At 43.2% G+C, this 25,519-nt stretch carries 17 protein-coding genes; 6 read left to right on the top strand and 11 right to left on the bottom strand.

Features of this window, described 5'->3' with window-relative positions:
* The first annotated feature begins 695 nt into the window (after positions 1-695).
* Entirely contained in the window at positions 696-920 is a 225-nt protein-coding gene (locus PQO05_RS26725; RefSeq protein ID WP_420490416.1) for a helix-turn-helix domain-containing protein, read from the top strand.
* Positions 921-1,418: 498 nt separating this feature from the next.
* Here PQO05_RS26725 and PQO05_RS05450 read toward each other — a convergent pair whose 3' ends face one another.
* The 3 genes from PQO05_RS05450 to PQO05_RS05440 all read right to left on the bottom strand — a co-directional run bounded on the left by PQO05_RS05450 (position 1,419) and on the right by PQO05_RS05440 (position 5,669).
* Entirely contained in the window at positions 1,419-1,700 is a 282-nt protein-coding gene (locus PQO05_RS05450; protein ID WP_273631663.1) for a hypothetical protein, read from the bottom strand.
* A 58-nt stretch (positions 1,701-1,758) separates the two neighbouring features.
* Entirely contained in the window at positions 1,759-3,993 is a 2,235-nt protein-coding gene (locus PQO05_RS05445; protein WP_273631662.1) for a CHASE3 domain-containing protein, read from the bottom strand.
* 248 nt (positions 3,994-4,241) lie between these two features.
* A complete protein-coding gene (locus tag PQO05_RS05440) occupies positions 4,242-5,669 on the bottom strand; it encodes a sensor histidine kinase (protein WP_273631661.1) in 1,428 nt (475 codons plus the stop codon).
* A 1,207-nt stretch (positions 5,670-6,876) separates the two neighbouring features.
* On the opposite strand from PQO05_RS05440, the gene PQO05_RS05435 reads away from it, so the two are divergent.
* Positions 6,877-8,496: a glycoside hydrolase family 99 protein gene (locus PQO05_RS05435; protein ID WP_273631660.1), complete on the top strand. Its 1,620-nt coding sequence runs from the start codon at positions 6,877-6,879 to the stop codon at positions 8,494-8,496.
* Positions 8,497-9,040: 544 nt separating this feature from the next.
* A complete protein-coding gene (locus PQO05_RS05430) occupies positions 9,041-9,214 on the top strand; it encodes a hypothetical protein (RefSeq protein WP_273631659.1) in 174 nt (57 codons plus the stop codon).
* On the opposite strand, the gene PQO05_RS05425 is transcribed toward PQO05_RS05430, so the two are convergent.
* Together PQO05_RS05425 and PQO05_RS05420 are read right to left on the bottom strand one after the other, a co-directional pair.
* Positions 9,201-11,840, bottom strand: a complete 2,640-nt coding sequence (locus PQO05_RS05425) for a sigma-54-dependent Fis family transcriptional regulator (protein ID WP_273631658.1) — start codon at positions 11,838-11,840, stop codon at positions 9,201-9,203. The genes PQO05_RS05430 and PQO05_RS05425 overlap by 14 nt on opposite strands.
* Before the next feature lie 201 nt (positions 11,841-12,041).
* Positions 12,042-12,803: an alpha/beta hydrolase gene (locus PQO05_RS05420; RefSeq protein WP_273631657.1), complete on the bottom strand. Its 762-nt coding sequence runs from the start codon at positions 12,801-12,803 to the stop codon at positions 12,042-12,044.
* A gap of 693 nt (positions 12,804-13,496) precedes the next feature.
* Here PQO05_RS05420 and PQO05_RS05415 point away from each other — a divergent pair.
* Positions 13,497-14,960, top strand: a complete 1,464-nt coding sequence (locus PQO05_RS05415) for a sensor histidine kinase (protein ID WP_273631656.1) — start codon at positions 13,497-13,499, stop codon at positions 14,958-14,960.
* A gap of 215 nt (positions 14,961-15,175) precedes the next feature.
* Here PQO05_RS05415 and PQO05_RS05410 read toward each other — a convergent pair whose 3' ends face one another.
* On the bottom strand, positions 15,176-16,588 hold the full coding sequence (locus PQO05_RS05410; RefSeq protein ID WP_273631655.1) for a DNA/RNA non-specific endonuclease: 1,413 nt from the start codon (positions 16,586-16,588) through the stop codon (positions 15,176-15,178).
* Positions 16,589-17,218: 630 nt separating this feature from the next.
* Entirely contained in the window at positions 17,219-17,524 is a 306-nt protein-coding gene (locus PQO05_RS05405; protein WP_273631654.1) for a hypothetical protein, read from the bottom strand.
* A gap of 787 nt (positions 17,525-18,311) precedes the next feature.
* On the opposite strand from PQO05_RS05405, the gene PQO05_RS05400 reads away from it, so the two are divergent.
* Positions 18,312-18,824, top strand: a complete 513-nt coding sequence (locus tag PQO05_RS05400; protein WP_273631653.1) for a PAS domain-containing protein — start codon at positions 18,312-18,314, stop codon at positions 18,822-18,824.
* A gap of 845 nt (positions 18,825-19,669) precedes the next feature.
* Here the strand turns inward: PQO05_RS05400 and PQO05_RS05395 are convergent.
* Positions 19,670-20,875: an alginate lyase family protein gene (locus PQO05_RS05395; protein WP_273631652.1), complete on the bottom strand. Its 1,206-nt coding sequence runs from the start codon at positions 20,873-20,875 to the stop codon at positions 19,670-19,672.
* A gap of 438 nt (positions 20,876-21,313) precedes the next feature.
* On the opposite strand from PQO05_RS05395, the gene PQO05_RS05390 reads away from it, so the two are divergent.
* Positions 21,314-22,252 carry an AraC family transcriptional regulator gene (locus tag PQO05_RS05390; RefSeq protein WP_273631651.1) on the top strand — a complete coding sequence of 313 codons (939 nt, stop codon included), beginning with the start codon at positions 21,314-21,316 and terminating at the stop codon, positions 22,250-22,252.
* 99 nt (positions 22,253-22,351) lie between these two features.
* Here PQO05_RS05390 and PQO05_RS05385 read toward each other — a convergent pair whose 3' ends face one another.
* From PQO05_RS05385 to PQO05_RS05375, 3 genes are all read right to left on the bottom strand, one after another.
* Positions 22,352-23,404 carry an aldo/keto reductase gene (locus PQO05_RS05385; protein ID WP_273631650.1) on the bottom strand — a complete coding sequence of 351 codons (1,053 nt, stop codon included), beginning with the start codon at positions 23,402-23,404 and terminating at the stop codon, positions 22,352-22,354.
* Between the two features lie 89 nt (positions 23,405-23,493).
* Entirely contained in the window at positions 23,494-24,399 is a 906-nt protein-coding gene (locus PQO05_RS05380; protein ID WP_273631649.1) for a helix-turn-helix domain-containing protein, read from the bottom strand.
* Between the two features lie 68 nt (positions 24,400-24,467).
* Positions 24,468-25,496: a zinc-dependent alcohol dehydrogenase family protein gene (locus PQO05_RS05375; RefSeq protein ID WP_273631648.1), complete on the bottom strand. Its 1,029-nt coding sequence runs from the start codon at positions 25,494-25,496 to the stop codon at positions 24,468-24,470.
* Positions 25,497-25,519: the final 23 nt, after the last annotated feature.

The following is a 25,519-nucleotide window of genomic DNA, read 5'->3' as shown; positions in this document are numbered from 1 at the left end:
GCTGTGTAACAGTATTATCCGGATATCCCATAAATACTGTAGGATTTGAGCGGATTACTTCTAAATCAATATATATAATATTCTGATCGAATCTTCGCTTATCCCATTAAAGCACTTTAGTTATCCGCATATCAAATAGGTCATTACTTGTTTGGACGGTTAATATATTTACGCTTCTCCATAGTAAGTGTTAATTGACAGCTTATTCGTTTAGTTATTTCCAGCGACGTGACCTCCATTGCAATACAAATTTATCCATGTAACTTTGACGAGTGGGCAAGATGCCCGCGCTATTAATGTTTCGGGAGAAGCCTCTAAGCAATCACTGCAAGGAGGCTTCGTTTTAAACCGTTTTTTTTTGACAACTTTAACGCCCCTTCCGTCTTCGTGGTGCCGGATAACTAGCCAGCCGTTGAGTGCCATACCGGTTCATAGGTCGTTCAAGTAACATCCGTCGCAAAAGGCTGTAAATGAACAAAATATAGTAAATAACTATTATTTCAATTATTTAGCTTTTGCTTTACCCCCGGCAATTGGTAGACTAGTAAATATTTATTAGAAATTAAAATAATTTTTAACTACCTCCAAACAGGCCGATTTTTAATAATTGAAGCAACGACTTTAAAAGTAAACAACTCGAAACTACCGAAAGCAAACTTGCGTAGTTAAGATCTGTAAATAATTTTTTTCAATATATGTACAGTGATAAGGCCGCAGGCGAATATATACGTGGTGTCAGAGAGGCAAAGGGATATAAACAGGACTACGTCGCCCATAAGCTTAACTTATCTCAGAATGCCTACAGCAAAACTGAGTTGGGCAAATCAAATTTAACAGTGGGAAAGTTGTTTGCTTTATCTGACATACTTGAATTCGATGTGTCGGATATGATTAAATTTCTTCAAGCCAAAAAGCTATAGCAAAAGTTCAAATGGAACGCTGTAAAATATAATTAGGCTTATATTATTCTACCTTACGCTGGTCATGCAATGGCTGTGCAGTTATGTTATTAAATCCGAAGTAAGTTCTTTATCTGATACAGCTATATCCAAATTATGCATAAGTAGTCATTTGCCCCCCGGACCAGTTTGTCAGCTTAACAAGCGGGAAGCTTCAGAAAATTTTCATTAGCACCATCTTAGTACTTTATTGGATCGTTACCCGATACATTTTTAGGCAGTTCTATAAAAAGGTGCTTGCAACAAAAAAGCATATTGGGTCATTATATTTATGAATTAATTTCAGAGCAGGTATTATTAAAACAGATGCGAACCTTAACAGACCACGGTAAGCCCTATCGGCTAGAGATGTTCTTCCAAAATGGGCAATCGGCGAAAAATAGAACGTTAAGTTAGTTTACGTCTGGAATTATAAGTTCGTTAATGCATTCTTATATTTTAATAAAAGTTTTGGTTAGTTTAATTGGGCGCTGCCTGAATCTGGAGGTCTGCAAGCATGGTTTCCATATTTACCTTAAAGATTTGTTCCTGAAACTTTTCCAGCAGGCAAGGCTCATCTGATAAGTAGACTTCAACCATTTTCACAAGTTCGTTTACGAGTTCCTGTTTACAAACAGAGAGTTCCCATAAATGTATTTGATCATCGGTATTAGTATTTAATGGTATGATATTAAGTTCATCCAAACCCGCTATAACTGCCCGTATAGTTTGGATGGTGTGCCAGGTAAGTTTTTTATCCATGCAAATAATTATAGATTTAAATGGAACATCTTAAAATCCACGAATGTTTGAGATCACTTTAAACAGGAACGCTCAGCGTAAAGATGCTGCCTTTATTAACCGTACTTTCCAGTAAAATCTGTCCACCTAACAATTTGGCCAATTCCCGGCTGATAGACAAACCTAACCCGGTTCCGCCATAATGACGATTGGTAGCGCCGTCGGCCTGTTTAAATGCCTCAAATATAAGCCCGTGCTTATCGCTTGGTATGCCAATACCAGTGTCAGTAACGACAAATTCAATTGCACTTTCGTTAGCAGCATCACGCACAATTAAACTTACGGTACCCTGATTGGTAAATTTAATAGCATTACTGATCAGGTTCTTTAGGATTTGCTCAAGGCGAACCTGATCAGTTTCTAAATCTGTACGATTTTTAACATGGGTTTCCACTTTAAACTCCAATTTTTTCTCCCGGGATATGGGAAGGAACAGTGCTCCCATGTGATCCAGGATATCTTCAATACGTACCTGTTCATATTCCAGCTCCATCTTACCCGCTTCAATCTTAGAAAGGTCTAATAAATCATCAATTAGAACTAACAAGCCATTTCCAGCCTGATTAATGATCCCTGCCGACTCCAATTGTTCCGCATTCATATTTTGTTGCATGTTCTCTGACAGGTAACGCGACAATAGCAATATGGAATTTAAGGGTGTACGCAATTCATGTGACATATTGGCCATAAATTCCGATTTGTATTTTGTGCTCTGTTCAATCTCATCAGATTTCTGTTGAATTTCCGCATTTCGCAGATTAATCATACGATTACGTTCTTCAAGCTCCTCGTTGCTTTGTTGCAACTCTTCTTGCTGAACGCGAAGCTCCTCTTCAGATGCTTGTAATTGCTGACCATGGCCCACTAATTCTGCATTAATACCCTCCATTTCAGTGCGCTGTAATTGCAGCTCTTCGGTCTGCACCTGCAGCTCTTCCAGAAGCTCTTTTAACTGTTGCCTGTTTTGCGCACCAACCAGGCCGATGCCAACATTATGGGAAATTAGTTGGAGGAATTCCAGCTGTTTTTCCTTGAAACCATTAATTGTTAAAAGTTCCATTACACCCCTCACCTGTCTGTTTTCAAAAAGCGGAACTACAACCATACTACTAACATTGAGCCCCTCCAAAATATAGCTGGTCGTTACTAATTCAGGATCAATATTTTCTAACAGGCGGGTTTTACCATCCATTGCGCTTTGCCCAATCAGGCCTTCTCCCAGATCGAATTGTTGTTGAGCACTATTGCTTAAGGCGTAACTGTTTTGCAAATGTAGCTTACCGCCTTGTAAACTGTAAATGGCTCCGGCCTGACTATCGGTGTAAGCGAGACAATAACGTAATACTTCGCCGGAAAGATCCGATAAATTTTTTGTACCAACCATTTTGTCGTTTAGTCCGGCAATCCCGCTCTGCATCCAGGCACTGGCAGATAAACGGTCAAATACCATTTTGAGGTCAGCCGCCATTTTATTAAGCGGGAATGCAAATGCACCAAGCATCCCGCGTTCCTGTTCTGTAAATTGAATAGCATAATTTCCCGAAGCGATCTGATCTGCAACATTGGATAGCAGCGCGATACGCTTTTGGGTCATATCATCTTGCGCTTTCAAGTCCTGCAATAAGTGGTTGCGCCGGGAAAGATCGGCGGTTATTCTAATATAGAAGAAACCAGTTATCAGGAATGATAAAATCGCAGCTGCGATTATCAGCGCAGGCGTCAGGCTGGCAGAATTCCGAAGGCGTGCCGAACGAAGTACCATTAAACGGTTTTCTTCATTTTCCATGATACGAATAGCCTGTCGGAGCGCATCCATATTGGCTTTTCCTTGCCGCAGGTCATCGACAGTTACCGTTTTACCTCCATTCTTTTTATCGATCAGTGACTTCAGTATGGTCATCCGGTTCAATAAAATAGATTTCACAACTTTGACATTACGTTGCTGGCGCGGGTTGTCGACAGTAAGGTTTTGAACCTTGTTAATTTCGTTCAGGGCTTTATAATAAGATCCGTTATAAGGCTCCAGAAATTCCTGCCTGCCGGTCAGTAAATAACCACGTTGTCCAGTTTCTGCATCTTTCATCGTTGAGATCGTCTTTTCCAACGACTGCAGTACCTGCCCTGTATGATCGACCCAAAATGAGTTAAACAGGAGTTTCTGGATACTGGTATAAGATAAAACGGAACTAATGATGAGTAATAATAAGGACAATCCGAACCCGATTCGAAGGCTCAGTGTGACAGATTTTTTCATAGTTTATTTAGTAATGCCTATAAACCTTTCGGCCTGCTTGTCTTAATCTAAGATTAGGAAGCGGTATAAATATAGATGAAATAGCCAGTGAACGAAAGACAGCGAACCCAATGCTGATTAGTGTACGGTTGTCGTGATTAGTACCGGATATTCGTCATAGCGAGCAAACATGGGTATAGTCAACCGGCACATGCACTAATCTTGGTGGTGATATTGATTATCTTTAATACACTAACTGTTATGTACACTTAATCAAATTCAATTAAAAAAGTCGTCCCCACCCCTGGCTGACTTTCAGCAGTGATCGATCCGCCCATAGCCTCCACCTGGTTCTTTACCAGAAAAAGCCCCATCCCCCTGGCGTCGGGATGTTTATGAAAAGTCTTGTACATTCCGAATAACTTACTCCCGTATAATGCCATATCGATTCCAAGACCGTTGTCTTTTACCTGCAGGCTAACGCTACCATTTTTTTTCGTGGCGGAAATATTAATTTCCGGAGCACGATCGGGGTGCTTGTATTTGAGGCTATTGGTAATCAAGTTCATCAGTATGCTTTCCAAATATGCGGGACTGAATTCAACTGTTATATCAGTTTTAATTTCCAAGTTCACCACAGCCCCACTCTGTCTAATGGAGCCGGACAAAATGTTAATAACCCGATGAATTTCATTATTCAGGTTAAGGAAAACCCGGCCGGACTGCCCATTATCTTGTACTTTAACGACTTCGTTAAGATGCTCAAGCGTTTCCAATAGGTTATCGGCGTTAACATGCAGCATCTGCGTTAAATTAGCGCGCTCCTCCTCGTCGTTTTCAGATAGAATCATATCTGTAAGCATGCGGATGTTTCCGGTATGGGACCGGAGATTATGCGATACGATGTGCGCAAAGTTTAATAGCCTGTTGTTTTGTTCCTTTATGATTTCCATGCTTCTTCTGCGGTCGGAAATATCCTTGATTTGGGAAACAAAGTATAATGGGTTTTCTGCTTCATCCCTGACCAAGGAAACATTTAATAACGCATAAATAGTACGGCCTTCAGCATGAAAGTATCTCTTTTCCATACTATAAGATTCTATATCTCCGGCCAATAACTGATTAAGTTGGGAAAGGTCGCTTTCCAGGTCATCAGGATGCGTAAAGTCTTGAAATGTATGTTGTAAGAACTCATCCTCCTGATAACCCAGTAACTTACATAGGCTTTGATTAACCTTAATCCACCCGCCGTTCAATGATACCAGCGCCATCCCAATAGGTGCATAATCAAACGCGTTAGAAAATCTAACCTCCCGTTCGACCAGCGTATTCATCAATCTGACGTTTTCTGTGATGTCTTCAAGTGTGCCATAAATTTTTAGACACCTCCCATATTGACATTCTGCTTGTACTCTAACCCTGACCCATTTCAAATTGCTTCTTGCAGTAATCAATTCCAACTCCGCAACTTCGTAAGATCCGGATAAAATTGCCTGATCAATTAGTTGTCTGATTAATTCCGGCTTTCTGTAAAATTGTAGTGAGTGCTCAAGGGTCGTAGTAAAATCGTCCGCTATTTCGAGGATCTCGCGAATCACTTTATTCCAATAAAACTCTCCGGTTTCGAAATTTCGTTCCCAAATCCCCAGGCCGGCTAAGGGCACGACGCGCTGGTAAAGGTCAAGTTTGGTAGGCATTTATTTGGCATTATTTTTACTGCTAAATACGAAAAAGAAATTGGTAAGTTCATTTTATAATGTCAAAGTTTAGTTGTTATACCCACATCCCCCCCGCAACACTTAATACGAAACTTGTAAGGAAAAACGAAATGGCAATTGAGGACAGTAACACATAGGATTATAGTTACCGGTTAACTACCCGAGTGTAACCCGCAACTAAATTTCTGCAATCAATCTTACCCGTCTTTTGATCTTTATTCTTTGCACTTTGCGATATATCTGAAGTATTAAGAACTTTCATCTGCCAACCGAAGGCTTAGCTTTATCTTCGGTAGGCTACGAATCTGCAAAAGGATGCTTCATAGCACCATTGGACCGGATAGCTATTGAAATGCTGGTTGACAATATATAATTAGCTTATCAGGGTGAACTGGTATGCCAAATATCTTGTGCTCGAATAGATCAATACGGATACTGATGGACCAACTCAATTTAAAAAGGTCAATGCTGATAAATAAATGTATTTGCATAAGTTTAAAGTTTAGATTAAACAAAGCTTTTACATGGATGCGTACGCTTCCTGCTGGTGTTAACTTTGCACATGTGGTGCAACAGTGCCTTGATTTTTAAAAACGTGCGGAAGGAAATCAGGTTGTGAGGTACAACACTTTCTGCAGGCGCGAAAGCGACATGGTACCCGGCGCGAAGCGCGAGGTGAAATATTGCCGCTTGCAACAACCTGATGACCTTTACATTTTATGCCACTGGTTTAAACACTAAATTGCCTTATTGGCGTTCTCAATAATAGTAATGCCTTTGTATTAAGACAAATTCTGTCTGTTTTTGATAGTATTTGGTGCGGAGGATGAAGGCTGGCAAATGACATACGTTTTTGGTTACCGTCAAGCTCGACAGTTGTTTAATTGCACTACATTCAGCACCTACGATATTCATTGGTGATACATATTGAATCCACCTGAACACAAAATTGTATAAGTTAAAAACTCATTTAATTTATATTTTAACCATCGAAGAAAGGTTTAATTACAAGCTAAATACCTACTTAACAGAACTATACAAAAAAGACAACACCATAGCCATTTATATTTTTTAGTTGTAGTCATCAATCATACTGGTTTAAAAGAAAATCCTTTCCTCCTTTGCAACTAACGATCTATCGCTAAGCGCTCAATTTATAAACCAATTAAAAACCTAAAATTCATTTATGAGAAAGCTTACTATTTGCTTGCTTGTCGCCCTGGCATTCCTTGGCTGTAAGAAAAATGCTGTGGAACAAAATGGACACGATTTAATCGCGAACAAGACGTCTGTGCGTGCAATGACCAAAGTAACCAAATCAACCTCCAAAAAGATTTTCATGCACTGGATGCCTTGGTTTGAAACACCGGATTCTAAAGGTGCCTGGGGTTATCACTGGAAGATGAATACGCAGAATCCTGACATTATCGTTAATGGGAAGCGTCAGATTGCTGCCTACGCCTACCCCCAAACCGGTCCTTATGCCTCATCTGATCCCGATATCATAGAGTATCAATTACTCTTAATGAAGTACTCAGGTGTCGATGGTGTAATGATCGACTGGCCGGGCACCAGGGTCTTATATGATTATCCGGATAATCTGGCTAATTCCAATGCCTTAATAAGTAAACTGAACGCTTTAGGGCTTCAATTTGGTATTGTAGAGGAAGACCGGAACTGGGATGCGGGAATGGCTGCCAACGCCCATGCAGATTTCACCTACATGCAGAGTAACTACTTCAATCAGAGTAATTACCTGAAAGTAAACAATACACCTGTAGTGTTAAATTTTGGTCCTATCACTTTTCACCAGCCATCCGAATGGGACCAAATTTTGAACGGCATTACACCGAAGCCAAAGATCATCCCCCTATATGGCTATACCAGTCAGGTTGGTACCAACAACGCTGGTGGCGAATTCCCATGGATCTATCAAGACCATCCAAACGTCGTAAATAATTATTATGCACAGGCTGCCAGTTTCCCCATATCTGTTGGCGTAGTATACCCCGGCTTTAATCCGTTTTATCAGGCCGGCGGTGCTTCCGGCCCAACCTGGCAAATTGCTTATAACGGAACGTCTACGTTCTCCGGTATGTTAGATAAAGCGCTTGCCTCTAGTGTCGGTATTATACAATTCGCTACATGGAACGATTACGGCGAGGGAACCATGATTGAGCCCACGGCAGAGTTTGGTTACAGCTTCCTAACCACCATGCAGCAAAAATTGGGTGTTGGTTACACACAGCACGAACTGGAACTTATTTATCGTTTATATCAGTATCGTAAACAATACAAAACAGATAACAGTAAACAATCGCAGTTAAATCAGGTATTTACTTATTTCGCCAATCAACAAGTGAGTAATGCTGAAACGTTATTAAATACCATCGGTGGCGGTACAACTACCCCTCCAACACAACCACCTGCAACAGGCACCATCAACATTAAGAATAAATGGCTCAACACCTTCTTATACGAGGACAACGGTCAGGTGAAATACGGCAGTTCCAATACTGATGCCAGATCCAAGTGGGCTTTGGAACAGGTCAACGGACATACCCGGATCAAAAATGTAAGTACAGGTCATTACCTTAACATCGAACACTTGTACAGCTATGCAGAAAGTTCGGTTATACCAGACAGCTATTATAGCAGCTATTGGGTGCTGGAGGATTATAATGGCTTCAAAAGACTGAAAAATGAATGGAAAGGCACTTATCTTAATCTGGAAAACCAGAGCGGATTTGCCCAGTGCACAGCCGTACCAAATACATTTGACAGCAGTCAGTGGACATTGAACTAAGAACAAATCAAAGTAATGTCGCGAACCGGCGGCATTACTTCGATCATTTAAACGATTGTTTTAATCAGGTCTAGCGACAAATTGTGTTTACCTATGATTTAGCTCGTTAGACCACATATTGCAGCCACCACATTTATAACGCACCTGCTAATACCTATTTGATCAACTAAAGCCTAAAGACTTGACCGAAAAAGCAATATATGATAACTTGATGTGTTCTCAGTGTATAGCAGTCATTAAAAAATTCAGACTGTATGATGGGTCACTTACGTGGGACGATATTTAATCATGTCAACTGTTATTAACAAACATTACGGCTGAGTTTCGAGGTCATCGCCTCCATGACTTCCAATATCTCTTTATTTTTACTATTTCTGCTATCAACGCCGGTTTCTCCCGACATTTATTTTTTAGCGTCCCGCCTTCAGTTTAAAGTATTCACGTTAAGATCAATTTGGTTTTGCTTCCTTATGCAGTTAATTCAGGCATGAACACTGATAGGCCTGAAACAATTAGAAAAGTCTTTAACTAAGTATTGCTAATCATGAATTCGCCGGTAAGCACACACGACATAGTGGCCAGCTCTTCCCTTCTTTCTCTTTCGGGCCATAAGATCATTAACAGCAACGGGAACACCGAACATTTTACCGCATTATCTACTTACTTCCGAAATATTATCCAGAAGTACATCATCCGTCCGACGTTCACTTTTTCGTAAAGGTCATCTCTTTTTGTATACCCAGTTTCTTAATGCGCGCGTTAAGCGTGGACACGGGAACACCAAGCCAGGCGGCTGCCCCTTGAAGTCCGGCTACCTTTCCTTTGCAATAATTCAACACGTGGATAATATGATCGCGTTCATTCTCCCGGATGGTTTTAATATAAGGTAGGTCATCAGCGGGTGAGGAAGCAATAAGCTTTTCCGTGATCGGAAAAGGGATCTCGCTAATGGTCTTACTGCGTGAGAGCAGAACACACCGTTCCATCAAATGCTCCAGTTCCCTGACGTTTCCGGGCCAATGATAACTCGTCAGCTCGTTCAACGCCTTATCACTAATATGATGCACTTTCTTTCCTGTATTCCTGGCATACTTATTTATGAAATGAGTAACCAGTACAGGAATATCCTCCACACGTTCACGAAGTGGCGGAAGTGTTACCGGGAAAACGTTCAAACGATAAAAGAGGTCTCTTCGGAATCGCCCTTCTTTAACCTCTTGCGCCAGGTCACGATTAGTTGCCGCAATGATCCTGACATCAACTTTAATCGTTGTTTTTCCACCGACCCGTTCAATCTCTTTTTCCTGTAGCGCCCTTAAAAGTTTGGCCTGTAATTCCAATGGCATTTCGCCGATCTCATCCAGGAACAGTGTCCCTTTGTTGGCCAGCTCGAATTTTCCTAGCCTGCGTTCAAAAGCGCCTGTAAAACTGCCGCGCTCATGTCCAAACAACTCGCTATCAATGAGGCTGGCGGGCATAGTAGCGCAGTTGACCTTAATCATTAGTTTATCTTTACGAGGTGAGCCATCATGTATTGCCCTGGCTGCAAGCTCCTTACCTGTTCCCGTTTCTCCAAGTATCAGGACGGTACTGTTGGTAAAAGCAACATGGGAAAGAAGATGATAAATTTTTTGCATTTCCTGTGAATCCCCGACGAATTCCGTATGGTTATAAGCGTTTACGATTTCTTCCTGTAAATAGAGTTTCTCTTCCTCCAGCTGTTTTTTATAGGTATTAATCTCAGCTATGTGCTGGCTGATCCTTTCATTGGCGACAATATTGGAGATCGCGATCGCGATCTGGTTAGAAACGGCCTTCAGCAGTTCCCTGTTAATCTGATCGGGCTCCATCCAAAGGACACCAATATTTTCGTTGCCGACACTTAGCATTGCGCCCAGTATTTGTGGAATGCCTACAGAAAGCCAAAATGGGCCGCTCTCAAATTTGATCGTTTTAGACTCCAAAATAGATCTCACATCAAACAGTAAAGGCTCCCCTTCCTGGTATATGCGCTCCACGGGTCCTCCCGCTATCGCCATCTTAGCTGCCATCACATTTTGAAATCCAGGGGCATTGATAAAATGTGCGGATTCATCATAGAGATAGAAGCTGTGTGATATACCGTCAGCATTCCGCACTGAGATCATATACTCTTTAACAAGAAAAAAACTCTGAAGGCATTTGTTAATGACAGCGCCAAGCTGCTTTTTGTCTTTGGCAGCGGCCAGTTCATTGGCGAACGACAGCAGCAAAGCTTTTTCTGTTTCGCGCCTGCCGATTTCTTCGTTAGCTTTGATGTTAGCCACAGCTACTGCAATCTGACTGGCAAATGCCATTGTCAGGCTGAACGGTACATAGCGGCCGACATAGACCCACAATATACCGGTTGTTTGTCCGGCCGTACGTAATCTGGTACCCATTAAATGAAGACGGCCCATTTCCGTGCCGCCACGCAGATAATCTGCTTCTTCCGGCAATGCCATCATATCCTCCCTGAGCAGGCAAACCGGGTCATCGATCCCTAATATACGGTCATGCAAGCCTGATATCAGCGGCATTTCCCGCTCGTTCATAAAGCTGTAAGATCCTGAGTGTTCCATTAATGCTCGGTCTCCATCTACCATATAGGTCCGGAACGTCTTTCGACGGTCATCTATCAAGTCAATGGCGAAGCCTTTGGAATGGAACAGCCCGTTTACTTTGATATTGATTAGCGCAGATAAACCGGCTTTGTCCCGTACAGCAGACAAATCCTTACTCAGGGAAAGCAATAATGATTTTTCAAGTTCCCGCGCCTTCATGTCTTCATTGATAATAATATTATCAACGACAAGTGATGCCAGCCTGACCGTTTCCTGAACAATATGCAGAAGCTTCGCACTGACTTCACCTTTATCTTTCATAAAAAAAACCAGGTTACCAACCTTTTGATTATCGCTGTTCAGGCTTACAGCCACCATCTTGTCCACACCTGTAACATACCCGGATTTGAGATAGGTTGGTAGTTTTCCTTTTAATGAAAGCTCTTGAAAATGACAAATTACTGGTGTGTCAAAAGATAAAATTTGGTCATAAAAACCATCATTAACCGAATAGCTCTTATCTGAAATTATACCGGTTTCCGGTGTAGATTGGACAGGCGAGCCCGGTTTCAGCAAAAAGACCGAATATGAACGGCCATCTTTGTTAACTAAACTCACCATGCTGTGACTGAACGGATCTATTCCACCTAAACTTTTGTTGATCAGGTATATGAGATCGTATCTGTCACGGACGCTAAACAATTGTTCATAGATGTTCTTTAAATTCCTACAGAAGCCTTCTTCAGTTATTTTTTTTTCCATTTCTCGATCGCCAGCGGCAATTCCACATTTTACGTTCGTCCCTAGTAGTGTATAAATTTAATAAACATAATATACTTAATCTTAAATAAAAACGAGGCTGCATCTTATTGATAAGTCAGCCTCGTTCTGTACATTGGCATGATCAGCCGGATAAAGTTCTTCTTTTAAAGATACGGGCTATCATCGAAAAACATACTTCTTCTATTTAGCCGCGTTCGCTGCTTCTTTTATGATCTGCAAAACTTCCTTAGGATGAGATAACATGACCACATGACTCGCCTCTATCTCCGTAGTTTTGGCATTCATTCTTTTTGCCATGAAACGTTCGAGGTCCGGATGAATGGCTTTATCACTTTTAGACACGATATACCAGCTTGGTTTTTGCTTCCAAGCAGGTTCGCCGCTTTCTCCGCCGAATAAAGCTTTATTGGCCGGGATCTGCGTAGCATATAACAATCCTTGGTCTTTATGGCTGATATCAGCAGCAAATACCGTTTGTATACCCTCCCGTGATAAAAAGAAATAATCACCGGATGGCGTGAAATACTTACCTAATTCGGTTTGCGGCGCATTTTTCGACAACGAGGGTAAGGTTTCGCCTTTATCTGGTGCAAATGCAGCGACATAAACCAATCCAATAACTTTAGGGTCATTACCCGCCTGGGTAATGACAAAGCCTCCCCATGAATGACCTACAAGAATGACTTTACCCTTGACCTTGTCAATAACCGTCCTGGTTGCCGCAACATCATCTGTTAAGGATGTCAAAGGATTCTGCACGGAAAGGACATGATATCCTTCAGCCTGTAGTGCAGCAATCTGAGCGGTCCAGCATGATCCGTCCGCCCAGATGCCATGAACGAAAATAATCGTTGGTTTTTCGGCACTATTGTTTTGAGCATTGCAAAGACTTGTAGTTAAAATGGAAAAAAGCATAATGAAAGAAATTGTTAATGTTTTCATATTTATTAAGTTGTTTAGACACAGTATTCAATTATAATACCAAGGTCGATTTATCTAACAATCAACAATTTATCAAATTTAAATAACAATTTAAATAACTAAATATGGCTAATCAACCATATTATGTCCAAATATGGACACAATATGGTTGATTAGCCTCAGGCTTTTGAATAGCCAACGGGCTGAAAAACCGCTTTCGTTATGACTTTTGCGGCTTACCAGCATTTTAGCGTCTCGTCGTCTCGAGTGGAGATTTCATCACCCCATTTCTGTCTTTAACCGTCATTTACCGATCTCCACCAAAACTGGGTCTTACTAAATGGCATGCGAATATGCCGAGCCATGCGAATATTTAATTTCCTTTAATAACCAAGTTACTTCATTTCAATTAAACTCACCCGTCACGCTAAAAGGGCTTTAACTACGCATCATGCGAGAAATCCTTTTCTTCAGTTCCTATAATCTACCTGGCTTTTAAGTTGTGAACTGTCTGAACGCTTATTAGTCACCATTCCAGCATTCGCAATGATTGTATAAATCTTTGCATTAAAAACTGAATCGCTACTTATTGCATTACCCACTACTCTGCACTTTCTTTTAATCTATGCTCCGGAGCCCTTTTAACCAAACCTTGACAGGCATTTATCGTTAAAAGGTTAACCAATTATCGTATTAGGACGACACGAAATGAGCATGGACAGAAATTTAATACTTTACGAGAAAGTAATACCGCTCGCACATCTGGGAATTTGGGAAAGAAACCTGGTTACGGGAGAAATTTACTGGAACCAGGTCGCCCGGGAAATTTATGAAACAGGAGATGATTTCCATCCAACCCTGGATCAGACCTTTTCTTTTTACACCGACCAGGATGCCCTTAAGTCATTATTTGACAAGGCGATTGCCAGCGAAGAACCTGAACGCGGGGAATTTAGGCTGTGTACAGCTAAAGGAAATTTAAAATGGATCAAGCTGCGCCTGCAGGCCGGTCACCGGGATGGGGAGCGTATTGTGTATGGTACTATTAAAGACATTTCTAATCAAAGAAACATCCTGGACACCCTTGCAGAAAGAGAAGAGCAATTCCACCATGCTTTTGAATATGCTCCCATAGGAATGGCTCTGGTTGCAACGGATGGTAAATGGATCAGAGTAAATAAAAATCTTTGCGAAATGCTGGGTTATAAAAAGGAACACTTTATGCAAAAAACCTTCCAGGATATTACCCACCCCGATGATCTTGACCTCGACCTGCACCAAATGCATGCCCTTCTTGATGGTAAGACCCCCTCCTATAGTATGGAAAAAAGATATTATCATGCCAACGGCAGTATTATATGGGCGCTTCTAAGCGTAACGCTGGTCAGGGATAAGGAAAATGCCCCGCTTTACTTTGTTTCGCAGATCAAGGATATTACGGAGCGAAAAAAGATGGAGATTGAAAGGGACAATGCCCTAAAGATCATCAATGCACAAAACAGCCGTCTTTTAAACTTTGCACATATTATTTCGCACAACCTGCGTTCCCATGCCGGTAATATTAAAATGCTGACAGATATGATCGCAGAGGAAAATGACCACGCAGAAAGAGAAAACCTGATTAGTTTGCTAGGAATTAACTCTGTAAATTTAATGGAAACCCTGGAACATCTGAATGATGCGGTGGACATCAGAAGCGGAAAGAATCATGAGTTGAAAACATTAAATCTGCTCAGGGAAATTAAAAAGATAAGAAACGTTCTTACTGTTTCACTTCACCAGATTAATGCCGAACTGATCATTGATGTAGATCCGGAAATAGAAATTAGCGTCGATCAGGCTTATTTGGAAAGCATACTGCTCAACTTACTGACCAACTGTATTAAATACCGTAAAACAGACATTCCGTTATCAATCAGGATTTCAGCGAATGCAGAAAAAAACAAAGCTGTATTGGAAATAACCGACAATGGCATTGGCATAGACTTGTCGGTTTATGGTGATAAATTATTTGGCATGTATAACACTTTTCACGGCAACGAAGATGCCCATGGCATTGGTTTGTTTCTCGTAAAGAACCAGGTGGAATCGATGGGCGGAACTATCGGAGTGAGGAGTAGCCCGGGAAACGGTGCGACATTTATTGTGATCTTTCCAATCCAGCGGTTTATCGCATAGCGTTTGACCTTCCGTTCATCAGATACAACTTGACAGCAATAAAAACAATTACAGCAGCCAGCTATTAATTAGTAACCTCACAGGGATACGCAGTTGTGATCAGGAGATAAGATCCAATTACGTCAGTCGGCCTTCGGTCACATCAGCCCCTGTTTTAAAACGATGCGTGTCGCCGCACGATACGCATCGTTAATATTTCAGACTAATACTAATAATCAGCTGCCGCTATCCATTTTAGTTTCCAATGTAGCCCGCAACTGGGCATTGATCGTAGACAAAAGATTATAGCCTGTAGCATTTTCAATGCTTTTTACGGTGGTGATGTATTTCGTCCAGTCCGGAAGCACATCATCCGTGTTCGGTGTATCGATGGCGATTATACGGGTATTCGCGTCGATCCGGCTAATATCTCCGTTACCAACCGGCAATAATACCACCACTTTCCATACATTGGTAGGTACCGTAACATGGCCACCGTCGATTGTCTCTTTTGTACCATAACTACCCATTATGATATAGGCTTCCATGTTGTTGTTTTGCACGAAGCCGCGTACATAGGCTTCAAACCCTCCCCATGTTCCTCCATTATTCGCTGATGTTTGGGGGATCATATTGGTCATCAGGAAGGTGGCGCTGTTGGCATTGGTACTGCTGGTGCGATCTCCGCTCGGGCAATTGTGCCCGCGGTTATATTCCGTGCCGCTATAAGCGTCAGAACCTACCTGGAACCAATTAGAAGGGATGCCTGCCCATGCCGCGAAATTATCCAGGCGGTCTGTATTACCAAGATTTGTTTTGTCTAGGTGCCATGCAGTCCAGTTCGGCGTACCACGCGTGGCAGAATAAGATTCGATATAATAATGCTGATCGATCAGGTAATTGTCCTTACTGGCAAGGGTCGAATCTGCATTGGAAGGATTTCCCAGCAACAGGTTTGAATTATCTCCTGATACCGGCGGCGCATCAACACCTGCTGTCACCAGACGGCCCGCACCGGCCGGCGGCACGGTGCCTGTGCCACCGCCCGTCGGAGGTGGTGTTGTACTGGTCGTGTCGATCACGATACCTGATTTACCTGTACCCCTGAAAATTATATTATCAATATTTACACGGGTAGTACCGGTTTTCACAATACGTATGGCAACGGGCGCCGTGGAACTTACCGCAAAGGAATCCAATCGGAAAGTCTTGGAATTATCCGTTACCAGGCTACCTACTTGCGTGAACGTTGTACCGTCTGTGCTGGTTTGGAATTGCCAGGTAGATGCCGCATCATTACCGTAAGTGGCGGAGGAAACGTAAACCATTTTTAAACCGCTCACTTTGAAATTGCTGGTAATATTTCCGGTGCGCAGACGAACCGACCAGTTATCTATTCGGCTGTCGGAGCCTGTGTTCGCTATGAGCGCATCATCAAGCGACCATGCGCCGGTCTTTAAATTGACATTGGCGATGGCATAACCGCCTTTAGTACCTTTTTCGAAATCTTCCGTGATTTTGTAAACCGTATCCTGGGTCTTTGGCGGCGTAGCAGGGGAATTGGGGTAGGTTGGTGCGGTGTCATTTTTTTTGGAACAGGCTGCTAAAAAAACAATGCAGCCGAACATTGTAAGTTTGATTTTATTCATTTTTTATAGGTGTTTTTTACAGCGCAAATAACCAAACTTATGTTTCTTAATTATTAAACAATTGTTTCAGGAGTAAGTATAACAGGATTATTACCTAAAGAAATCAATCACTCAAGCAGAAATAGCATCGTTGGTGATCGCTTTTGCATTTTTCACGGATTGGCTTTCCTGGAAAAAGTTCGCGGATCTTACAAAGCGCTTAAGCCGCTTTCAACTGCACCCGGTGGCGTTTGTCGATCAGTAAATTCAAGCCAAAATTTACTACAAGGATAAAGAGGTATCGCCCTATTTCCGGCCCAACGGCAAAGTTCCCGATTCGGAAGAATGGCGAACGCTTGCGCAAAACAACTTCGCTGATTATAAACTGAAGGTCGGCGTCCTTAGTTGAAAAACTGGTGGAATTGTCTTTAAGCGAAATGACGGCCGTGGTCAAAGAGCGGCACATAACGATGCGTCATTAATCTCTAAACTACTGCTACCTAAATTTTGATAGATATGATCCCTTATCTGCCCAAATAATAGCGGAGATATGATATAACGATATAGAGTTGTTTTATTGGTCGTAAAGTTATATAAAAGCATTAGTAGTAGTTCATTCTCTGTATTGCTATACCTTGACAATGTAAAACACTAATGCACTATTCTTAAAGCGGTATTAGCACTGAATAACATTTGCTCAACGAAGTGGTTGCTATAAACATTCAGAATATCCGTTTTAAGTTCAATTGATAAATCCCATTCTGTTGTCCAGATTAGCCGACCGCAAAGGGCATCATTGGGCGCCGACTCGACTATTTCGTACAGATCAGAAACTGCCTCAATATCGTGAAGTTCAAGGAAAGCTGCATACTTCTTGTCCAATAGATCATGTTTGGGATCATTAAAGAACCTAAAAAGCCTTGCCTTGTACTGTAGTTCAGTTTTAAATTGATTCATCTGCCTTTGTTTTTAAGCAGTTCCACCTTTTCGAGTTCGCTTCGCAGTAATTTCTCATAAAGTTTTTTATTTTCTTAGATAACTCAATGTCAGTTTAAGCGAAGTTAACGAATTCCTACAACGCTAATAAAGGCGTTTTTTGCTTAATAAGCAAGAAGAATTTATGTTTTGTTATACTTTAATAGAATGCCATAGACTGGTTTGAAGGGTTACTGTGCCGTCATTTGACATAACAAGTTCAATAGCTCAAATCTCCAAAATGCTTGGTAAGACGGTGCCATTTAGCTAACAACCGTGTCTATATGGAAACGGATGTATTCCTCATGTATTTTATGGTGCCAGCACCATTCTTTGGTGGCTATTGCCAAATTCGTTAAAATTTAAAGTGAACTGAATAAAACCATAATATGACCGCCTACCGAGCAGATATTTGCTTCAATTTTTCAGTTCACAAATATACCCTAATCACGGTCATTCAAAATGAATGTGAAAACTTGCGATACTAGTGTCAGTATTTTCGCAAAAGTAAGAGTTATCTGCGCTGCACCATTCTGAAATCGCGCCCTCGCATGTTATTCGGTAATGTTGCCCCGATTTATTAATTTGTGCTTATATTTGAACGAATTCTACGATAACTCGAAAATAACTATTACAGAAGCCTCCGTAAAAAGAGGCTTTTTTATTTTCACATTTGTTCGAATTCTGTTGTGCTTTAATATTGGAAGGCATCCGTGCAATTCATCTAAATGCGGTAACTTGGTAATCAACACATAGATGGAAGGTAGAAATGAAACCGAGTAATGATCTTTCGTATATCTTAAACAATTCAGACGGGTTTAATCCCGAACTGCTGACGCTTGCGCTTAATTCCAGCGTTGTAAGCGTCCTTGTCACGGATAACAGGCTTTACGATAATCCGATCATTTATTGCAACAAGGCATTTGAAAATGTAACGGGCTACAACCGCGAAGAAGTTATCGGGCTGAACTGCCGCTTCTTACAGGGCCAGCAGCGGGACTTAGAAAACGTTATAGCAATTAGGCGCGGCTTGAGGGAAGGCACGGACGTGGAGGTTGTCATCAGGAACTTCAAAAAGGACGGCACCGCATTTTATAATGAGTTGCATATATCACCAGTGAGGAACTCCTCCGGTGCCATCACCCACTTCATCGGCATTCAGTTGGACGTGACGAATCGCGAAAGAAATATACAAGAGACAGGGTGCAAAACCCCGGTGCAAAAGGAGAAGCGCTTAAAAGGCTTCTTGTCAGTATTAAGGCTCTTACTACCCTTTAAATAATGAATGGTTTATAACTCGCAAATATTTAGTCACGGTGAGTGCTTTTTCAGGAGTAGCTAGAGCACTGTTAACCCAATCTATTTCCATACTGAGGCGTGGTCAAAATTGTGCTTGGTAATCGTTATAGAAGTGTCATCAAGTCTACTTAAAATTCACCGTTGTAATTACAGGGTCCGGATTAATCTTACCTGACTTTTTACATCCTATCATCAATAGGAATGAAAGGGTCGTAGTGCTGACCAGCTGCTTGGTCAGACTTAAATCTTCAAGCAGACGGAAAGTTGCGAAGTCGGAAAAAGTCCGCCAGCCTTATTCGGTTAACTTTAAAAGCCATTGCTAAAAGCCCTGCGCCACTCATTATTGCCTGTCAACTTCAAGTACCCAACAAAATGAAAATATCAGGCTATTGCATTTATGGCCGGAAGCATTAGATAACTATTCCCAGTTTTTCAGGAACATAGATTAAGTTGGTTTATCGGCTGTTATGATTAGCCTGATATTGAACCGGTCCGAAGATACCCGGCATAATGCGGTCGCGCCGGAGTTGTGAGTATCCCCCTAACAGACGATATCTGTTGCACTCTTTCCTATTGAGCAACTTGTGGTGCGCGGCCTGCAGGTACAATGAGCTGAACTTGACGGGAATAAAAGCTTTGTGCCTGCTACCATAAATCATCCACATGCCTGCAACGAAAATCAGTTCAATCATCATAGTGACAGCAAAAAATCGAAGAGCGACCCCTTTGATAGTATATTCGAGCATCCCGGTTTATACGGGCCATATTTATCGGGCGCAATAGAGGCCCCGCATTCCGGGCGGGGCCTCTCTCCTAACCATTAAATTATTAATTGACGCTGGTTGGTACATTATAATGGGTGAACTGCGTCCAGCTCAGGAACCCCAGGTCCCCGCCAGGCAGGCCATTGGAATTCGTGGCATAGTGACTGGCGATATAATTAGTCGCGGCTGTATTGTAATGCCGGTCGGCCGGAAATATGCCAGGCCAAATCGGGCTGGTTTTATTTCCGTTAGGCGTACAGGCGGCAGTCAGTGTACCCTGCATGAGTCCGGATTGCCAGGTAAAGCCCGCAAGCAAACGGCTTGAGGTCGCAGAATAAATGGAAAGATCCCCCTGAATCCCTGCGATATTAGCGGCGTATGCCATACCGGTCAGGGCGTACTGATAATGAACGTAGTCCTGATGGTTCACACAGACTTCACCAGACATATAGCCGGTGCTGTTCATTTCCAGCGGAATTACATTATTGATGATCGTCACGCCGTTATTATACGTGGTCCTGTCATCTTCAAACACGCCTATGGCCATGAGTGCGTATCCGGCAGAAGTGTACCAGTTATTATTATAGCCGGTACTTGTCGTGTTGCTGATGTAACCCTTTAAGCGATTTAAAAAAGCAACGAACTGTGTATTTTCAGCAGTTGTCCAACCGCCTGCGGCACCGGTTGCCGGCTGGTAATATTTGATGATCTCTGCAGCAGCCGCAAAAGTCGGCGCGGCCCAGGAAGCTTCCAGATCCACCTGGTTGGCCTGGCCACTGGTGACACTCAGCGTGCGAAAAGTACCCGCCCAGCCGTCCAGGATTTGCTTACAGCGGGTAGCATATTGCGCATCACCGGTCTTAGCCCATCGCAACGCAGTAGCGTAGGCCAGTAACGCATCCCCTTTAAAGTCAACTTCCTGCTGATTTACGGCACCGGGTTCTGTAGCAACATTAGCGACGTACGCATTTCGGCTTGTCCAGGTATTACACATGTTCAAAACATATTGATAAGCGGCCAGGCGGTTGGCATCACCACTGTTGGCCTGCTGACACGCATAGGCGAGCGAGTTTTGGGTATTTAAGATCCCGGGATGTGTAAATCCGGCGGCGGAAACAACCTGTGTGCTGTTTGTCGCCAAATTTGCAGTTCCTCCAGCTTTCACTGCGGGGTTTGAGGGGTTTTCGTTCTTGGTACATTTAGCCATCAAAAGCCCGGCTAACACCAGTGCCCCGGATAGAGACAGGTAGATCAATTTGTTTGTTCTCATAAAAACAGAATTAATTTTAAGTTAATAACACCACTATCTTTAAGCAACTCAACTTGTCAGAACTGCCGCAAAATAATTCTGTGCAAAGGCACCTGCTATAGAGGAAATGCGGTCTTAAGGTCTACAAATAAGCTCGCTAAAAAAAGCGGATTGGTCAGTTCAATTATAATTAAAAAATATAAATATTTAATAATCAGCGCTATAATTTAATTTCAATACGGCTGACCCGCAAATTCAAACAGCCCGTATTTTTAAATGCGTGCTGTAGATTTACATAATTACATTTTTAAAAAAAACCGGCAATACGGCTAAACCCCATTTTCATATAAAGAAAAAATGGGGTTTCTATCGTAAAACTCCACTCATAATTCCTTCATTATCGCTGAAAACGTAATATTCTTTTAGATTATTACGATATTGAATGCTACCACAACATTTATGAAAAACGGAGACGCAAGGGTTTTTAATACATTGCATGAGCAATACAGGCACATGGGGTTGCCTACCGACCTGATTGACGCACAGGCAGATTTTACCATTTTTAATTTGAACCATATCATTGGAGGTTTGCTCCCATTCAAATCCCCTGTACATCGCCTGAATTTTTTCGTTTTTAACTTTATTAAAAGAGGCAGTGGTCATTATACTATTGACGAACAGACATTCGAGCTTTATCCGGGTACAGTTTATTTCACTAACCCAGGCCATTACCGGTCTTACGAATGGCAAACGGCCGACGAGGTTTACCTGATTACGTTAAGTGAATCGTTTTTAAAAGAGAACGTCCATGCTGATATCTTTGAAGAGTTTCCTTTCTTACTGACCGAGACATTTCCGGGGCGGGTGCTGCCGCAGGAAGTATTTCTTGAATTTGAGCGTCTTTACCTGCTCATTCACCAGGAATATTTAAGCCCCTCCCCATTTCGTAAGCGAATCATAAGCAACCTTTTCGTGGTGTTGTTGATCAAAATCAAAGAAAATTTCTGGCTGGATTATAATCCCATTTATGAAGGCAACCGCAGTTCAGCCATCGTTAAGAATTTCAAGCGAATGCTGGAAAAACATTACCGCGAACTAAACGAGGGCAAGGTTGAGCGCGTCTTTCGGGTTCAGGAATACGCCGAAGCACAAAGCCTGCATCCCAATTACCTAAGCAACGTTATCAAAGCGAAAACAGGTAAAGCCATAGGCACCTGGATCATGGAGAAAACGATAGCCGAAGCCAAATCCCTTTTGCAGAATTCGTCAGTCTCCATCAAAGAGATTGCCTACCGGCTCGGGTTTGCCGAATCCGCCCACTTCAGCAATTATTTTAAAAAATATACGGATAGCACGCCGTTAGCCTACCGTAAAGCGCATTACATGAATACGCCCTGACGTGAATTTATTCCGGCGCAGCCCCTGGTCATCTGTTTACTATGTCCATAATTTTTAATAAGCATTGACAATATAGTTGTCAATGCTTATTAAGCTGAATTAAGCAGAATGTCCTTCCCACAGATCTACCTGTCCGAGGCGGTCAGCGCCCTGCGTGGCGAGCATCCAGCCCGGATATTCCGGTGGTAAGGTACTGACCTCATCCAATCGACGGATGTCTTCCGGTGAAAGGCGGAGTGCTATCGCAGCTAAGTTATCGGTCAATTGTTCCGGCCGTTTGGCACCGATGACGACCGAGGTCACTACTGGTTTGGACAACAGCCAGGCCAAAGCGACACGGGCAGCGCTGCAATTGTGCTCCTTTGCTATAGGAGCGATCACGTCCAAGATATTCCATGCACGTTCCTTGTCAACGATAGGAAAGTCAAATCCCGATCTGCGTGAGCCTTCGGGACTTTTGTTCTCCCTGCTGAATTTTCCGGATAACAAGCCACCAGCCAGCGGACTCCATACCATTAAACCTATCTTTTCTTCCTCCAGCAAGGGGACGATCTCCCGTTCCAGATCCCGTCCGGCAATAGAATAGTAGGCTTGCAGGGAATCAAAACGGACCAGGTTTTTTGATGACGATATGCCTAATGCCTTCGCCAGTTTCCAGGCCTGCCAGTTGGAGCATCCGATATAACGCACTTTGCCCTGCGTAACCAGGTCGTCCAGTGAGCGAAGAGTTTCATCGGTTGGCGTCAGGACGTCGTTGGCATGGATCTGATAGAGATCAATATAATCGGTTTGCAGGTTTTTCAGGCTGCCTTCGATACCATCCATGATGTGCTTGCGGGATGCGCCTACATCATTCCTGCCAGGCCCCATACGGGAGTATACTTTCGTAGCCAGTACAAAATCCTTTCTGGGAATCTTCAAATTTTTAAAAGCCTGGCCGAGGATCCGCTCACTTTCCCCACCGGAATAGACATCTGCGGTGTCGAAAAAGTTAATCCCGGCATCAAAAGACTTCCTGATGAGCTGATCTGCATCAGCCTGACCAACGCTGCCGATGTGCGCGTAAACGCCTGTTCCCGAGCCCATGGTCATCGTACCAAGACACAGTCGGGATACGAGCAGCCCGGTATTTCCTAATGTTTTGTATTCCATATTACAGTTGAATCGATTGATTTACAAAACAAAGTTAAGCCAGGCAAAAGCAGGAAAAGTTGCGTCAATGAATCGAATAACTGCAAAAATCAAACCTCATTCGTCCGCCGGAAGGATTTGGGCGTCAGGTGCTCGTTCTTTTTGAAAAAGTTGATAAAATGCGGCAATTCTTCGAAACCCAGGGACCAGGCTATTTCAGAGATGTTCCAGTCGGTATTTTTCAGTAAGCCCCGCGCCTCCTGGGTAATACGTTCCGCGATCAACTGGGAAGTAGTTTTGCCGGTGATCTCTTTGAGCGCCCGGTTCAAACTGTTCACATGTACCGAAAGCTGCTCTGCAAATTCGGCCGGGTAGCGGAAGTGCATCCTTTGCATCGGAGACTCGATCGGAAATTGTCTTTCGAGCAGCTCGGTAAACATGGAGGCGACCCTTAAGGTACCATTGGACGCATTGTATTGTTGCCCGACAGCCGGCTGCATTTTCAGCGCGCTATGGATCAGGTCCATAACCTGCCCACGCAATACATCATATTTGTAAGTATAATCTGAGGCGATCTCCCGGAGCATTTCCCCGAAAATAGTTGTAACGTGTTCTGCCTGCACCGGCGACAATTCAAACAAAGGGGAACTGCCCGGCTTGAAAACGGGATAATCCTTGATATGGCCGAAGTGGTCAAAAAACGTTTCGGTAAACACGCAGAAATAACCGGACTGGTTTTCGCCGACGTGCTCCCAGGCGTACGGAACGTTGGGATTGGTGAAGAGCAGCGCGCTTTCTTTAACCTCCAGGGATTTATCGGCATAATAGAGCCGGGTATGGCCGTTAAGAATGCTGATCTTATAATACCCCTTCCTGTCATAGGGCTGGCAGTTGATGACCGGCCCGTCGGGGTCTTTCAGCGGAAAAACATTGAACTGCCCGATATCCCTTTTCAGGTTCTCCGGCAGCCAGTTCAGTCTGGTCTGCTGCAATTCGGCATGCTGTGATTTTTCCATAAGATAAATTTACGTTTAAATCAGGGGAATTAAAAAGGCAGAGGGATCACCCGGCCTTAGGGTCACAGTTAAGGATTAATTTTGATGACGATCTTTCCGAAAGCACCTGCCGCCAGCTGACGGAAAGCAGCGGGCACATCATTAAAGTCATATACCTTGTCGATGACCGGCCTAATCTGGTGCTGCTGAATAAAAGCAACCATTGCCTCAAAGGAACGACGGTGTCCTACGGCAATCCCTTGCGTGCGGATCTGTTTATAAAGTATAGGGAAGATATTGACCTTCAGTTCAGGGTTGTCCAGAAAGCCGATCATGGCAATTATTCCCGTAGCTTTTAATACAGCGACGGATTGGTTCAGGTCGCCGCCAGCCATCTCCAGGACTTCATCTACGCCGACACCTCCCGTTAATTCCAAAACGGCCTCTGACCAGTTGGGTTCTTGATGATAGTTAATAAAATGGCTCGCGCCCAGGCCGATCGCTTTTTCGCCATTGACATCAGTGCCGGTAGTTACGATCACTGTGGCTCCGAGTGCTCTGGCGAACTGGATGGCAAATAAGGCGACGCCGCCTGTCCCCTGTATGACCACACTATCGCCCTGGCCTATCTGACCGGCGTTGACAATCGCAGACCAGGCCGTCAGCCCGGCGATGGGCAGGGTCGCCGCTTCTTCGTCTGAAAGGCTTTCAGGACAGGCTACTGCGCTGTTCTCATTCAGGATCATGTATTCCGCCAGGCCCCCGGGGAATGGCCCGCCATACGTAAACTCATTTTCGTTCGGTCTTGGCACGCCGTCCAGCCATTGGGAAAGGTAATGCGAGATGACCCGGTCGCCTGCTTTAAACCGGGTTACACCGCTGCCTGCCCTCACGACCTTGCCCACCGCATCCGAGGCCAGGATGAGCGGCCCCTTGTTCAGTATGTTAGGATCATAATAGCCTTGTAAAAGTGCGTTGTCCCTGAAGTTTAAGGAGGCTGCGCTCACGCGGATAAGTATTTCATTATTGCCGGGAACCGGAACCGGCAGGGCATCCGCGGTCAGGTATTCTAACCCGAAATCATGCAGCCGCCAGGCTTTCATTATTTGATTTTCCATATGAATCTTGTTATTATTTGTTT

Source organism: Mucilaginibacter jinjuensis (assembly GCF_028596025.1).
In the GTDB taxonomy this organism is placed as follows: domain Bacteria; phylum Bacteroidota; class Bacteroidia; order Sphingobacteriales; family Sphingobacteriaceae; genus Mucilaginibacter; species Mucilaginibacter jinjuensis.
Note: the sequence above shows the minus strand (reverse complement) of the source record. Positions and strands in the feature narration are given on the sequence as shown.

Coding starts and splice junctions, on each gene's coding strand:
- PQO05_RS26725 (WP_420490416.1), top strand. CDS start 696: ATGTACAGTGATAAGGCCGCAGGCGAATATATACGTGGTGTCAGAGAG.
- PQO05_RS05450 (WP_273631663.1), bottom strand. CDS start 1,700: ATGGATAAAAAACTTACCTGGCACACCATCCAAACTATACGGGCAGTT.
- PQO05_RS05445 (WP_273631662.1), bottom strand. CDS start 3,993: ATGAAAAAATCTGTCACACTGAGCCTTCGAATCGGGTTCGGATTGTCC.
- PQO05_RS05440 (WP_273631661.1), bottom strand. CDS start 5,669: ATGCCTACCAAACTTGACCTTTACCAGCGCGTCGTGCCCTTAGCCGGC.
- PQO05_RS05435 (WP_273631660.1), top strand. CDS start 6,877: ATGAGAAAGCTTACTATTTGCTTGCTTGTCGCCCTGGCATTCCTTGGC.
- PQO05_RS05430 (WP_273631659.1), top strand. CDS start 9,041: ATGAATTCGCCGGTAAGCACACACGACATAGTGGCCAGCTCTTCCCTT.
- PQO05_RS05425 (WP_273631658.1), bottom strand. CDS start 11,840: ATGGAAAAAAAAATAACTGAAGAAGGCTTCTGTAGGAATTTAAAGAAC.
- PQO05_RS05420 (WP_273631657.1), bottom strand. CDS start 12,803: ATGAAAACATTAACAATTTCTTTCATTATGCTTTTTTCCATTTTAACT.
- PQO05_RS05415 (WP_273631656.1), top strand. CDS start 13,497: ATGGACAGAAATTTAATACTTTACGAGAAAGTAATACCGCTCGCACAT.
- PQO05_RS05410 (WP_273631655.1), bottom strand. CDS start 16,588: ATGAATAAAATCAAACTTACAATGTTCGGCTGCATTGTTTTTTTAGCA.
- PQO05_RS05405 (WP_273631654.1), bottom strand. CDS start 17,524: ATGAATCAATTTAAAACTGAACTACAGTACAAGGCAAGGCTTTTTAGG.
- PQO05_RS05400 (WP_273631653.1), top strand. CDS start 18,312: ATGAAACCGAGTAATGATCTTTCGTATATCTTAAACAATTCAGACGGG.
- PQO05_RS05395 (WP_273631652.1), bottom strand. CDS start 20,875: ATGAGAACAAACAAATTGATCTACCTGTCTCTATCCGGGGCACTGGTG.
- PQO05_RS05390 (WP_273631651.1), top strand. CDS start 21,314: ATGAAAAACGGAGACGCAAGGGTTTTTAATACATTGCATGAGCAATAC.
- PQO05_RS05385 (WP_273631650.1), bottom strand. CDS start 23,404: ATGGAATACAAAACATTAGGAAATACCGGGCTGCTCGTATCCCGACTG.
- PQO05_RS05380 (WP_273631649.1), bottom strand. CDS start 24,399: ATGGAAAAATCACAGCATGCCGAATTGCAGCAGACCAGACTGAACTGG.
- PQO05_RS05375 (WP_273631648.1), bottom strand. CDS start 25,496: ATGGAAAATCAAATAATGAAAGCCTGGCGGCTGCATGATTTCGGGTTA.